The sequence below is a fragment of the Shewanella glacialimarina genome, assembly GCF_020511155.1.
Taxonomy (GTDB): Bacteria; Pseudomonadota; Gammaproteobacteria; order Enterobacterales; family Shewanellaceae; genus Shewanella; species Shewanella glacialimarina.
The window spans coordinates 4,206,686-4,220,935 of record NZ_CP041216.1 but is presented as its reverse complement, the minus strand read 5'-3'; the positions used below and the strand labels follow the sequence as shown (position 1 = coordinate 4,220,935).

12 protein-coding genes are annotated in these 14,250 nt (G+C 42.4%); 7 read left to right on the top strand and 5 right to left on the bottom strand.

What is annotated here, in order from left to right:
• From ctaD to lexA, 4 genes are all read right to left on the bottom strand, one after another.
• On the bottom strand, positions 1 to 1,590 hold the full coding sequence (gene ctaD, locus FJ709_RS18445) for a cytochrome c oxidase subunit I (RefSeq protein ID WP_226411896.1): 1,590 nt from the start codon (positions 1,588 to 1,590) through the stop codon (positions 1 to 3).
• Between the two features lie 10 nt (positions 1,591 to 1,600).
• Positions 1,601 to 3,172, bottom strand: coding sequence for a cytochrome c oxidase subunit II (coxB, locus tag FJ709_RS18440; protein WP_226411894.1), 1,572 nt, complete (start codon positions 3,170 to 3,172; stop codon positions 1,601 to 1,603).
• A gap of 389 nt (positions 3,173 to 3,561) precedes the next feature.
• Entirely contained in the window at positions 3,562 to 4,080 is a 519-nt protein-coding gene (locus tag FJ709_RS18435) for a cell division inhibitor SulA (protein ID WP_226411892.1), read from the bottom strand.
• The gene (gene lexA / locus FJ709_RS18430; protein ID WP_226411890.1) at positions 4,077 to 4,694 is read right to left on the bottom strand and encodes a transcriptional repressor LexA; all 618 of its coding nucleotides are present in this window, start codon (positions 4,692 to 4,694) and stop codon (positions 4,077 to 4,079) included. The genes FJ709_RS18435 and lexA overlap by 4 nt, the downstream gene beginning before the upstream one ends.
• A 250-nt stretch (positions 4,695 to 4,944) precedes the next feature.
• Here lexA and plsB point away from each other — a divergent pair, with 250 nt between their 5' ends.
• From plsB to FJ709_RS18410, 4 genes are all read left to right on the top strand, one after another.
• A complete protein-coding gene (plsB, locus tag FJ709_RS18425) occupies positions 4,945 to 7,368 on the top strand; it encodes a glycerol-3-phosphate 1-O-acyltransferase PlsB (protein ID WP_226411888.1) in 2,424 nt (807 codons plus the stop codon).
• Entirely contained in the window at positions 7,368 to 8,624 is a 1,257-nt protein-coding gene (gene mtr / locus FJ709_RS18420; RefSeq protein ID WP_226411886.1) for a tryptophan permease, read from the top strand. The genes plsB and mtr overlap by 1 nt, the downstream gene beginning before the upstream one ends.
• A gap of 250 nt (positions 8,625 to 8,874) precedes the next feature.
• Complete coding sequence (locus tag FJ709_RS18415; RefSeq protein WP_226411884.1) at positions 8,875 to 9,141, top strand: hypothetical protein; 267 nt, start codon at positions 8,875 to 8,877, stop codon at positions 9,139 to 9,141.
• Between the two features lie 273 nt (positions 9,142 to 9,414).
• The gene (locus tag FJ709_RS18410) at positions 9,415 to 9,978 is read left to right on the top strand and encodes a NapC/NirT family cytochrome c (protein WP_226411882.1); all 564 of its coding nucleotides are present in this window, start codon (positions 9,415 to 9,417) and stop codon (positions 9,976 to 9,978) included.
• Positions 9,979 to 10,117: 139 nt separating this feature from the next.
• Here FJ709_RS18410 and rsmD read toward each other — a convergent pair whose 3' ends face one another.
• Positions 10,118 to 10,699 (bottom strand): 16S rRNA (guanine(966)-N(2))-methyltransferase RsmD, encoded by a 582-nt coding sequence (gene rsmD / locus FJ709_RS18405; RefSeq protein WP_226411880.1) that lies wholly within the window; start codon positions 10,697 to 10,699, stop codon positions 10,118 to 10,120.
• 179 nt (positions 10,700 to 10,878) lie between these two features.
• Between rsmD and ftsY the strand changes: the two genes are divergently transcribed.
• The 3 genes from ftsY to ftsX are packed head-to-tail and all read left to right on the top strand — an operon-like array spanning position 10,879 to position 14,201.
• A complete protein-coding gene (ftsY, locus tag FJ709_RS18400) occupies positions 10,879 to 12,543 on the top strand; it encodes a signal recognition particle-docking protein FtsY (protein ID WP_226411878.1) in 1,665 nt (554 codons plus the stop codon).
• A 6-nt stretch (positions 12,544 to 12,549) separates the two neighbouring features.
• Positions 12,550 to 13,236 (top strand): cell division ATP-binding protein FtsE, encoded by a 687-nt coding sequence (gene ftsE, locus FJ709_RS18395; protein ID WP_226411876.1) that lies wholly within the window; start codon positions 12,550 to 12,552, stop codon positions 13,234 to 13,236.
• Entirely contained in the window at positions 13,236 to 14,201 is a 966-nt protein-coding gene (gene ftsX / locus FJ709_RS18390) for a permease-like cell division protein FtsX (protein WP_226411874.1), read from the top strand. Before ftsE ends, ftsX begins: the two co-directional genes overlap by 1 nt.
• Positions 14,202 to 14,250 lie beyond the last annotated feature (49 nt).

Genomic DNA, 14,250 nt, shown 5'->3' with positions numbered 1-14,250 from the left:
TCATTTGATCTCTGGTGGGGTAGTAAACGAGTGATATGGTGCAGGACTCGGAAGGGTCCATTCCAATCCTTCGGCACCTTCCCATGGCTTATCTGGCGCTTTTTCTCCGCCTTTAATGCATTTAAGCACTACGGCTAAGAAAATGAACTGAGACAATCCAAAGGCAAATCCACCAATTGATACAATCTGGTTAACGTCGGCGAACTGAATAGCGTAATCAGGAATTCGACGTGGCATACCAGCAAGTCCTAAGAAATGCATTGGGAAAAACAGCACGTTAACCGAAATGACCGAGCACCAGAAATGCCATTTACCTAAGGTTTCGTTGTACATATGACCGGTCCATTTAGGCAGCCAATAGTAAGCTGCGGCCATAATGGAAAATATTGCCCCAGTAACCAGTACGTAATGGAAATGAGCCACCACAAAATAGGTGTCATGGTACTGGAAATCTGCCGGTGTAATGGCCAGCATCAACCCTGAGAAACCGCCAATAGTGAATAAAATAATAAAGGCAATAGCAAACAGCATGGGCGTTTCAAACGTTAAAGAACCACGCCACATGGTTGCTACCCAGTTAAATATTTTTACACCCGTTGGTACGGCAATCAGCATGGTGCAGTACATGAAGAACAGCTCTGCAAATACCGGCATACCCGTGGTGAACATATGATGCGCCCACACTAAGAATGACAGAATTGCAATACTGGCGGTCGCATATACCATTGATGAGTACCCAAATAGCTTTTTACGGCTAAAGGCGGGCACAATGGCCGAGATAATGCCAAACGACGGTAAAATCATGATGTACACTTCAGGGTGGCCAAAGAACCAGAAAATATGCTGGAACATAACAGGGTCACCACCACCGGCGGCTTCAAAGAAGCTGGTGCCGAAGTACTTATCGGTCAACACCATAGTGACCACACCAGCCAGTACCGGCATTACCGCAATCAGCAAGAATGCGGTGATAAGCCATGTCCACACGAATAAAGGTAACTTCATCCATGTCATTCCTGGTGCACGCATATTAACTATGGTCACAATCACGTTGATCGCGCCCATAATCGAGCTAATCCCCATAATGTGTATCGAGAATACAAACAATGCCGTGCTATCTGGACTGTAGGTGGTAGATAACGGTGCGTAGAATGTCCAACCAAAGTTAGGTCCACCGCCTTCCATAAATAATGTGCTAAGTAGCATGGTAAAGGCGAAGGGTAAAATCCAGAAACTCCAGTTGTTCATGCGAGGCAATGCCATATCTGGCGCACCAATCATCATAGGTATTAGCCAGTTAGCTAAGCCGGTAAAGGCTGGCATAACAGCACCAAATACCATGATAAGGCCATGAACTGTGGTCATTTGATTGAAAAAGTTAGGTTCAACTAGCTGTAAGCCAGGTTGAAATAACTCAGCGCGGATCACCATTGCCATGGCACCGCCAGTTAGAAACATAATAAAACTAAACCATAAATACAAAGAGCCAATGTCTTTATGGTTAGTGGTTAGCAGCCAGCGCATAATGCCCTTAGGGGCACCATGATGATGGTCGTCATGGACTGCAGTATCGTGTGTAGATGTACTCATTAATTATCCCCTACTGTCCATGGCTATTAACATCGGCTGCTTGCACCGTATCGCCTGAGTTGTTACCCCATGCATTACGCTCGTAAGTGATCACCGCTGCCATTTGGCGAGGTGATAATGAACTGGCGAAAGCTTGCATCGCAGTGCCGGGTTTACCGTTGTGAACGATATTGATATGCGCATCAACAGGGCCAGTAATTATGGGACTACCAATCAATGATGGGAACGCACCAGGTAAACCTGCACCTGTTGCTTGATGACAAGCTGCACAAGAGGATGTGTATACCTGTAGACCTTCGGTCATTAACTGCTCGTAAGTTAATTCCGATAAATCTACTTCTTTCACCTCGGCGACAATGTCGACTGCTTTGGTAACTGCAGCATTGACTTGCTCAGATGCATCGGCAGATGCAACTGCTTGAGTGCTCGTATTTGCTGGATTAGGTTCTGCGGCATGAGTACCACTGGCAACATTGCTTACATCAACAGCCTGAATAACATCACCGGAGTTGTTCCCCCAAGCATTACGCTCATAGGTGACAACCGCGGCAATATCTTTGGCGGTTAACTGTTTTGCAAATGATTGCATTGCTGTTCCAGGCTTACCATTAAGCACAATATTAATATGACCATCGACAGGCCCCTTAATGAGTGGGCTGCCAATAAGAGATGGGAATACACCAGGTAAACCAGCACCGTTAGGTTGGTGACATGCTGCACAAGTAGAGAGGTAAATTTGTTCGCCTTTGGTCATTAACTCTTCTTTTGAAAGGGTTTCTGATAATGCTGCTTGAGCCGCGGCAGCTGCATTATTGGCAAGCTGTTTTTGGTCTAGAAGCCACGCATCATATTCCGCTTCAGGCAGAGCTTGAACGACAATAGGCATAAACCCATGGTCTTTACCGCATAATTCAGCACATTGACCACGGTAAGTTCCTGCTTTATCAATTCGTGTCCAAGCTTCGTTAATAAAGCCTGGGTTAGCATCCTTTTTAACCGCAAATGCCGGAACCCACCAAGAGTGGATTACATCATCCGATGTCATTAAAAAACGCACTTTACGATTAAGAGGCAGTACCAAAGGTTTATCTACTTCTAATAAGTAGGTTGCGCTTTTTGTTTCATCACCGTCAATTTGGGTGCGAGGAGTGGATAAAATGCTATAGAACTCGACATCTTCATTAAAATAACTGTAATGCCATTTCCACTGCGAACCAGTGATCTTAATGGTTAAGTCCGCGTCAGACGGATCTTCCATAGCGATAAGGGTTTTAGTGGCTGGAATGGCCATACCAATTAAAATAACGAATGGGATCACGGTCCAAGCAATTTCTACTTTGGTACTTTCATGAAAATTTGCCGCGACCGCGCCTTTGGATTTACGATGATAGATCATTGAATAAATCATGATCCCAAACACCACAACACCAATAGCACAGCAAATATAAAGAATGATCATATGGAGGTCATAAACCTGGCCACTGATATTCGTTACACCCTTTGTCATGTTGAGGGGCATTTCGTTTGCCCCAAGTGGAGGTGCCATTAACACCGCCATTACACAATACAACCATTGCTTCACAAGACTTCTCCTCTGCCAATTGCGAATAGCAACTACAAAGAAGAGTCACACAGTAAGTCTCTGCTCTATGTAAACTCTTCGGTTCCCAAAAAAGCTTGATGACCTCAAAGTACCTTGGTGGTTGTAAGCGTGTAAGGCTTACGGATTTATATTTATGTGCACCACGCTGATACCTACAACTGAACCTATCAATTCTGATTTGACGCTTTTATCTGTCAGATAAAATCTAGACTGTAGCGTTTCAATTAGGTTAAAAATGTTTCAACCCTGTTAAACACATTACTTGTAGATTAAACATTGATCAAGATCACTTTTATAGCTAATTAGCTGAAAGTTTGCATAAAAAAGCCCTGTACATAGACAGGGCTCAGTAAACACGGCGTTTAGTACTAATGAAATGAAGTGAAATTAATTGTTTTAACAGCATTATTTTGATTTGAAATAATTGCTTTGGTTGCCAAATTAGTGCCTAAGTGAGTGCTTACATCCTCAATTACTACACCTAATGCGCGGGCACTTTTGGCCACTAACTCTAATCGGCGGCTATCGCGTGCATCTAATGGTTGAGTCCATGAAATTACCGCACTGGATGTGCCACTGGTTAATGCTTTTTCCATCGCCCAAAGTGTTTCAATTTCATCCTTTGCATGTACTAACAATACGCGGTCCATTCTTACCCCGGCACTAGCTAACATCTGTTTGTAATTGATATTGGCGGGGTTAATTAGCACAATCCATCGACCTTGCTGGCTTAGTAGTGCCAACTGGCTAGCATATTGACCGAGTTCCACTTTACCATTGGTTTCGGTTTGGAGTGTGGTGATAGGCTGCGCTAAATTAATATCTGCAGTTGGTATATCTACCCATAAACCAGGATGACGCGGGGATGTACCCATTAGTTTGTTCATAACCATTCTCCATTACGAATTACACCAACTGCAAGCCCTTCAATAGTCAGGCTTTGGTAACTTAAGTCTACTTCTATAGGTGCATACGCTTCATTTTCAGCGTGCAAATATACGACATTGCCTTTTTTCTCAAAACGTTTCACTGTCACGTCATCTTCAACACGAGCAACAACTACCTGGCCATTTCTGGCTTGCTGTATTTTATGTACGGCGAGTAAATCACCCTCTAGAATACCGATGTTTTTCATGCTGTCACCACGCACTCTTAATAAGAAGTTTGCGGCGGGTTTAAACATATTGGGGTCAACTTGATAATATTGTTCAACATGCTCTTGCGCTAAAATAGGTTCACCTGCGGCGACTTGTCCAATTAAAGGTAAACCTGTTTCTTCGGGTTCATCTTCTTGGGTTAATCGTATTCCACGGGATGTGCCGGGCATGATTTCAATAAACCCTTTCTTAGCCAAGGCTTTTAAATGCTCTTCTGCAGCATTTGCGCTTTTGAAACCTAGGCGTGTGGCGATTTCTGCACGAGTAGGCGGCATACCAGTTTCAGAGATATTGTTTTTAATAAGCTCTAAAATTTCAGCTTGGCGTGGTGTTAAGGGTCTCATGTTGTTTCCTGTCTTTCTATACAGTAACTGTCATTATATACAGTGTTTTGGTTTGCGCAAGTATTCACCAATTATTTTTTAATTTTATTATCTTAAATAGTTTTTTTATTATATGTATCAATTGCATGCTTTAATTTATTTGTTATTGAATTTAAAAGCTTTGCTTGATGTGTACAGCATATAGTGAAAGGTAACCAGTTTCTGGTATCCTATGTGCCCATATTAAAAGGGCTTTATTGCGAATATTATTATGTCAAAACCAGATTCAATCATGCTTAGACTGCTGCGTAGGGTGCAAAAGCTGATGGTGCAAACGATAGTTGTGCCACATGACCCATTTGCAGATCTAAACTTCGATCCAGACAAGCCCATTGTTTATGTCATGAAGACAGAGTCGATAAGTGACACTGCAGCATTAAGCGAAATGACCCAAGGTTTAGGCTTACCAAGTCCTTATGCGCCATTACAACTTGATGGTATGAAAGTGCCACGAGTTGTTTGTTTAGAGGGGCGAAAGCCTATTATTGGTAAGCGTGAGGGTGGTGAGAAGTTTTTAAACTGTTTTACCAGTTTATTAGCGCTCCACCGTCAGCAGCCTGAATTAGATATTCAACTTGTGCCAGTAAGTCTTTACTGGGGCCGTACTCCAGGCAAAGAAGATGACACGATGAAAGCTGCTGTGCTTGAACGTGAGAATCCAACCTGGTTACGTAAATGGTTAATGATTCTATTTCTAGGTCGCCATAGTTTTGTGCAGTTCTCTAACGCAATGTCATTACGCTATTTAGCCGATGAACATGGTACTGATGAGGCGATTGCTCATAAGTTAATTCGGGTGGCTCGGGTACATTTTCGCCGTCAACGTAAAGTAATGACTGGACCACAACTGCCTAACCGTCAAGCTCTGTTTGCTTCGTTATTAAAGTCTGAATCGATCAATAAGGCCATTGAAGAAGAAGCGACAAATAAGAAGATTTCCAAAGAAAAAGCGCGTGAAACTGCGATTGAGTATCTGGACGAAATCGCGGCCGACTATTCAGACAGTTTAGTACGAATTGCCGAGCGTTTTCTCACCTGGTTATGGAATAAGCTATACAGTGGTATTAACATCAAAGGCGCTGAGCAAGTGCGTCAACTGCATCATGACGGTCATGAAATTGTATATGTGCCTTGTCATCGCAGTCACATGGACTATTTACTGCTGTCTTATATTTTGTATTACCAAGGTATGGTGCCGCCGCACATTGCCGCCGGTATCAACTTAAACTTCTGGCCTGCAGGCCCAATGTTCCGTCGTGGTGGTGCATTTTTCATTCGCCGTAGTTTTAATGGCAACAAACTGTATACCGCAATTTTTCGTGAGTATTTAGATCAACTGTTTGCTAAGGGCTACGCTGTTGAATACTTTACCGAAGGCGGCCGTTCACGTACTGGCAGATTGCTTGCGCCTAAAACCGGTATGTTAGCCATGACAATTAATAGTGTACTGCGTGGTATTGAACGTCCAGTGACGTTAGTGCCTGTTTATCTTGGTTATGACCATGTGATGGAAGTGGCTACTTACCATAAAGAATTAAGTGGTAAGAAAAAAGAGAAGGAATCACTTTGGCAGGTATTTGGTGCTATTCGTAAGCTGGGTAATTTTGGCCAGGGTTACGTAAACTTTGGCGAGCCAATCAATTTACAAAACTTTTTGAAACAGCAATCTCCCGATTGGCGTGAAGAAATTGCCAAAGATCCTGACCAGAAACCATCATGGGTTACGCCAGCAGTTAATCTTCTAGCCAATCAAGTGATGACCAACATAAATGGTGCCGCTGCAGCAAGTTCAGTCACGTTAACCAGTTTAGTATTACTGGCCTCAGAGCAAAATGCGTTAGAACGTCATCAGCTTGAGCGTCAGCTAAATTTCTATTTAAAACTGTTAAAGCAAGCTCCTTATTCCGACTATGCATCGGTTGCAGAAGGTGATGGTCCATCCATTGTTAAGCATTGCTTATCACTCAATAAATTTACCTTAGAAAAAGACCCTCTCGGGGACATTGTCGCAATTGACCCTAACCATGCTATTACCTTGAGTTATTATCGTAATAATATTATTCATATCATGATTATTCCTTCATTAATTGCCAGTTGTTTAGTGCGCTATGAAGAGTGTAACCGTGAACAAATTCTGGCAGTGGTTGAGGACTTTTACCCGCTGATGAAAGCAGAATTATTTATGGGTATTGCTGATCTTCCCGCTTATGTTGATTTAGTGCTTGATCAAATGGTTGAGGAGAATTTAATTAGTGGTGATAAACGTTGTGTTGTTGTCCAAGCGAATATCACCCAGTTAGAGCTATTAGCTGAAACCGTCAGTGAAACATTACAGCGTTATGCCATTATCTTTAATTTGCTAGGTATCAAACCTGAATTAGAGCGTGCTGAACTTGAACGAGACAGCCATTTATTGGCCCAAAGGTTAGGGGCGTTGCACGGTATTACTGCGCCAGAGTTCTACGATAAAAAATTGTACAATACCCTGAGCGTTAAACTAAAAGAGCTAGGTTATTTATGCAGTCGTGAGCCATTAGATGAAGTGTTCCGCATACGCGATCACGCGAATGGATTATTACGTCCATCAGTACGACAAACCATTCAAGATAGCGTAAACGCGGAGCATTTAAATTAATGGCAAACCACATGAATGCGGCTAAAAATAGCCCCAAAAGTAAGTCTCTTATTGGTGGGGCAATGATTATTGCTGGTACGACCGTTGGTGCGGGAATGTTCTCGTTACCTGTGGTCGGGGCAGGCATGTGGTTTAGTTATTCTGTACTGATGTTAGTAGGTATTTGGTTTTGTATGCTGATGTCTGGTTTACTATTACTGGAAGCCAATTTACATTTTGAGCCAGGGGCCAGTTTTGACACGTTAACGCGTGATACGCTCGGGAAATTTGGTAGAATAGTCAATGGTTTATCAATTGCTTTTGTGTTGTACATCCTAACATACGCTTATATTAGTGGCGGTGGCTCGATTGTTAATCATAGTCTGCAGGCTATTGGCATCAGCTTACCGCAAAGTATCGCCGGATTAGTGTTTGCATTGGTGCTAGCACTTATTGTGTTAATCAGCACTAAAGCTGTTGATCGCATTACCACCATTATGCTTGGTGGCATGGTGATCACTTTCTTTTTAGCTACGGGTAACTTATTAATTGAAATAGAGCCAAGTCGATTGTTTGAACCCGACGGTGAAGCTCGTTATTTACCTTATATGCTGGCTGCATTGCCATTTGGCCTCGCCAGTTTTGGTTACCATGGCAATGTACCCAGTCTGGTTAAATATTACGGTAAAGATGCTAAAACCATTGTAAAAGCTATCGTACTAGGCACAACCATTGCCTTGGTGATTTATGCCTGTTGGTTAGTGGTCACTATGGGCAATATTTCTCGTGCTATGTTCTCAGATATTATTGCTCAAGGCGGTAATATGGGGGTATTAGTGGCGGCTTTATCTGAATCTATCGCTAGCGAAAATTTGTCACGCGTACTGACCTTATTTGCCAACTTAGCGGTTGCCTCATCTTTCTTAGGGGTGACATTAGGCTTATTCGATTACCTAGCTGATTTATTTGGTTTTGATGATTCTCGTACTGGCCGATTAAAAACCGCAGCAATTACGTTTATTCCACCAACAGTATTAGGGTTACTCTTTCCTAATGGTTTTTTAATGGCTATCGGCTTTGCGGCTTTAGCCGCAACTATCTGGGCGGTTATTGTACCTGCACTATTGGCTTATAAAACCCGTCAGCTATATCCAAATAGCCAAAGCTTTAAAGTACCAGGAGGCAATATGTTGATCATGATTGTGGTGTTATTTGGGGCATTAACGGCCACGTGTCACTTGTTGGCTATGGCGGATATTTTACCGGTTTACCAGTAGGTTTTTGACAGGCTTACATAATAAAAAGTCTTCTTCGGAAGACTTTTTGCACTTATGGCGTTTTGTAGCTTAACTGTGGGCAATAAGATACGTGAAACCCTATGTTAAGAATTGAAAATGAAGGAGGCATGATTTAATCATTACGTTCCCCTCCATGTGATAAGGCAGATGAAACATAAAAAAATAAACTTGTTGATAACAGATTGTTTTTATTGCTATGTTAATTTTTTAATTTAAGGATGAAATTGTTATGTCAGACCTGCTACTAACACAACTAAAAGCGATTGATCGTAAAATGCTGATGATTGCCATTATTGATTTTCCAGGCAGCCTTCTGTTTGGCTTAGGCTTGTATGGCATATTTGCTGGCTTTGATAAAAACTTTTTACCTATGTTGGCGGATCAACAAATCATTTACGCCATGATCCTTGTCGGTGGGGGGATAATGCTGTGGGGTGGTTGGAAGATGCTTATACTAGCCCGTGAAAAACAGCATATTTTGGCTCAACATAAATAATTAAATTAGCGGGTCATGGCATAAAATGAGATCTGTGTTGCAATTATACCGTTGATATTTTGTGTCTTGTTGTTAAGTCACCTCCGTTGTATTAAGTTTAGTTTAAGGTTGGAGTGAGTAATAGTTAGTCAATTATTGATCAACTTCAAAGTTTAAGTGATGAATTCTACCTATTACCTAAACCTAGAGGCATATCTGTTTTTTTAGTATCACAACACTCTACACTTGCTGAAAATTAATAATATATAAAATTCTGTAAAACGGAGATGTGTCATGAACTGGCGTGCCCTATTTAAACCAAGCGCAAAATATTCCATTATCGTACTGATTATTGTCGGTGTGATTTTAGGTGTAGTTGGCTACTTTGCAACTCAGCAAACCTTACATGCAACAAGTACTGATGCTTTCTGTATGTCTTGTCACAGTAATCACTCTTTAAAGGATGAAGTATTAGCGTCAGCTCATGGCGGTGGCAATGCAGGTGTAACAGTTCAATGTCAAGATTGTCATTTACCCCATGGTCCAGTTGATTACTTGATCAAAAAAATCATTGTTTCTAAAGATTTATACGGTTTTATCATGATAGATGATTTCAATACTCAAGCATGGTTAGATGAAAACCGTAAAGAGCAAGCAGACCTAGCATTAAAGTATTTCAAATCTAATGATTCAGCTAACTGTCGTCATTGCCATACTCGTATATATGAAAATCAGCCCGAAGGCATGAAGAAAATGGCGAAAAAAATGCATGAAAATAATTTCAAAAAAGCACCAGAAGACAGAAAAACCTGTGTTGATTGTCATAAAGGTGTCGCCCATCCGTACCCTAAAAAGTAATTTGGTTTAGGCTACTGAATAAAAAACCTCGTTCAAGTGAACGAGGTTTTTTTATGGATGAAGCTAAATAAATTTTAACAGTGGCACCGGAGTAACTTATGACAACAAGCGACAGATCTAACATTGAAAAATGTGCTGTTTAAGTCTCAGACTGATAAGCATACAAACGGTAACTCACTTGTCCCGCTGTTTTTTGTTTCAGTGGGAACCAATTTGCTGGAATAACCAGATCAGTAAGATCGGTTTCGGTTTCAAGATAAATGAGTGCATCGTTATTTAACCAACCATGGGCCATTAATAATTCAATAGTCTGTTTGGCCAAACCTTTACGAAAGGGAGGGTCAATATAAACCACATCAAAACCTTGATCTGTTCCTTTCGCCAATAACTGCAAACTGTCACCATTAATCACTTTGGCATTGATGCAGTTAAGGGTGTGCAGATTTTTGGTCAGTTGGTTGGCAGCACTTTTTTGTAATTCAAACATTAACGCAAATTCGGCATAACGTGATAACGACTCTAGGCTTAATGCCCCGCTTCCGGCAAAACAATCTAATACTCGAGCGCCCCGAATATCGACCGACAACCAGTTAAATAAGGTTTCACGCACACGGTCTGTTGTTGGGCGTAAGCCTTCTAAATCATGGATCGGCAGCTTGCGAGAACGCCATTGCCCAGAAATTATTCTGACCTGTCCACTACTGCTATTTTGTCGTGCCATGTGTTCCTCGTGATTTTGTCTGAACAAAGAAAAAGAAAGTGGTAGACTATGCTCACCCTAAACAGCTGATATTTTATATTAAACTCAACCAAAAATACTGAGTATTCTCCAATAACCCCTATTGGCGTAAAAAAATCGCTGTAATTGAACTTATTTTATATTGAGCACTGGTAGTAAACATGGCAAAGAAAGGTTTTTTCTCGTGGTTTCGTAAAGACAAGAACGAGCAAGAGGTCGTTGAAACCTCCAAAGAAGTCGTCCAAGACGTTGCTCAAGAAAGTATTCAAGATGATGCTACTCAAGCGCAAGCGAGTGATGCAAAAATTGCCGCTGAGGCGCAAGCTGCAGAAGAGGCTAAAATAGCAGCCGCTGAGGCTCAAGCTGCCGAAGAGGCTAGAATCTTCGCCGCTGAAGCTCAAGCTGCCGAAGAGGCCAGAATAGTAGCTGCTGAAGCTCAAGCTGCCGAAGAGGCTAAAATAGCAGCCGCTGAAGCGCAAGCTGCCGAAGAGGCTAAAATAATTGCCGCTGAAGCTCAAACTGCAGAAGAGGCGAGAATAGTCGCCGCTGAAGCGCAAGCTGCCGAAGAGGCCAGAATAGTCGCCGCTGAAGCGCAAGCTGCCGAAGAGGCCAGAATAGCCGCCGCTGAAGCTCAAGCTGCCGAAGAGGCGAGAATAGCAGCCGTTGAAGCTCAAGCTGCCGAAGAGGCCAGAATAGCAGCCGCTGAAGCTCAAGCTGCCGAAGAGGCCAGAATAGCAGCCGTTGAAGCTCAAGCTGCCGAAGAGGCGAGAATAGCAGCCGTTGAAGCTCAATCTGCAGAAGAGGCCAGAATAGCAGCCGCTGAAGCTCAAGCTGCAGAAGATAATGCGCAAGGTGTTGTTACTCAAGTTGAACCAGAGCCTCAAGATAAGCCTAAAAAAGAAGGCATGTTTGCGCGCTTAAAACGTGGTTTGATGCGTACCAGTGAAAATATTGGTTCTGGATTCATTGGTCTGTTTAGTGGCAAAAAAATCGATGACGATTTATTTGAAGAGCTTGAAGAACAACTGTTAATCGCCGATGTGGGTGTTGAAACTACTACTAAGTTAATTAAAAGTCTCACTGAGCAAGCATCGCGTAAACAGCTTAAAAATGCAGAAGCACTGTATGATCTGATGCGTGATGAAATGCACAAAATGTTAGCCCCTGTAGCTATCCCTTTGGTGCCTGATAATGCTGAGGGGCCATTTGTTATCTTAATGGTAGGTGTTAATGGTGTAGGTAAAACAACGACCATTGGTAAATTGGCAAAACAGTATCAAAAACAAGGCAAATCTGTCATGTTAGCTGCTGGTGATACTTTTCGGGCGGCCGCTGTTGAGCAACTACAAGTCTGGGGGCAGCGCAATAATATTCCTGTTGTTGCACAGCACACAGGAGCCGACAGTGCTTCAGTTATTTTTGATGCACTTCAAGCAGCTAAAGCACGTAAAGTCGATGTGCTTATTGCTGATACCGCAGGCCGTTTACAGAACAAAAGCCATTTAATGGAAGAACTAAAAAAAGTTGTTCGAGTGATGAAAAAACTCGACATCAATGCACCCCATGAAGTGATGTTAACCTTAGATGCTAGCACAGGGCAAAATGCGATTAGCCAGGCACAACTATTTCAAGAAGCAGTGGGTGTGACAGGTATTACCTTAAGCAAATTAGACGGCACCGCAAAGGGTGGTATTATCTTCGCCATAGCAGATAAGTTTAATATTCCCATTCGTCACATTGGTGTCGGCGAACAAATTGATGATTTACGTACTTTTAATGCCCATGATTTTATCGAAGCATTATTTAGTCAAGAAAAGGCAGAATAGGCAAACATGATCCAATTTGAGCAGGTAAGTAAAGTCTATCCCGGCGGGCAAAAAGCCTTACTGGATATTAATTTTCATCTTCGTCAAGGTGAGATGGCTTTTTTAACCGGTCACTCTGGTGCAGGTAAAAGCACCCTGCTTAAATTGATCACCGTCATTGAACGTGCCTCAGCAGGTAGGGTGGCTATCAATGGCCATGATATTGCCAATGTCAGTGCCAAACACGTGCCTTATTTACGCCGTAATATAGGCATGATTTTTCAAAACCATCACCTATTAATGGATAAAAGTGTCTTTGACAATGTAGCACTGCCATTAGTGATTGAGGGCTTTTCCCACGGTGAAATCAAAAAGCGTGTAGCCGGTGCGTTAGATATGGTTGGGTTATATGGCAAAGAGCGTCATAGCCCCATTATGTTGTCTGGCGGTGAACAACAAAGGGTAGGTATTGCCCGCGCGATTGTGAATAAGCCCCCTATTTTGTTAGCCGATGAGCCAACCGGTAACTTAGACCCCAAACTGTCTATGGATATTTTAAGGTTATTTGAAACCTTCCATGACGCAGGAACCAGCGTGTTAATTGCTACCCACGATTTAGGGTTAATTGCGCGGATGAAATATCGAACCTTTACCCTTAAACAGGGCAAAATGATTGGCGGTGAGTCGCGCTCCAGCTTGGCGGGAGAAGAATAATGGCTAAACATAATAATATTACTCAAAGTAAGCTACCTATGAGTGGCCGAATCGTGATGTTTTTTATTCGTCACATTCAGCAAGGCATGTCGAGTATTGGTGAGTTGTGGCGTAATCCGTTATCTTCTGTCATGACAATGGCAGTGCTTGGTGTCAGTTTAAGCTTACCTGCCGCATTGCAGGTATTAGTTAAGAATGCAGAAAATATTACCCAATCTTGGAACAGCGCTGCAGAGATATCGCTGTTTATTAATGAAGGGCGCAGCGAGCAATCTATCCAAAGCTTAATTTCACGCATTAAAGTGTTTCGAGAAGTCGAGTCGATTGACTATATCAGTCGAGAGCAAGCCTTAGAAGAGTTTCAGCGCTTATCTGGTTTTGGTGAAGCTTTATCTTACCTTGATGAAAACCCATTGCCAGCAGTGGTAACAGTTACGCCATCGTTAAAGTATTCTAGCCCAACAGGTGCCCGCGAGTTATTGCGTAGGCTTGAGCGTGAACCTGAGGTCAGTTTTGGTCGTTTAGATATTGAATGGTTAGAGCGTTTACAAGCCATGGTGCGCTTGCTGGAGAAAACCGTACTGGCAATCGCGGCATTATTAGTACTGGCTGTGGTATTAGTGATAGGCAATACCATTCGACTGGCTATTATGAATCGTCGCACCGAAATTGAAATTATGAAATTAGTCGGCGCCACAGAAGCCTTTATTCAGCGGCCGTTCCTATATACTGGAATATGGTATGGGGTCATTGGTGGGCTTTTAGCGTGGATAATTATTAATTTATTAGTCTGGTATTTGGATGGCGCATTAGCAGACTTAATGGGGCTATATGGTAGTGAACTAAGTTTGCAGTCACTTACTTTTGCTGAACTAGGCCAACTGGTTTTACTGGCATCATTCTTAGGCTGGTTAGGATCTTATTTATCAGTGCGACAGCATCTTCGTAAAATCGAACCGTCGTAAACAGTCTGTAGTTAATCACCTGTGGTCAATAGCTTTTATGGCAGATAGA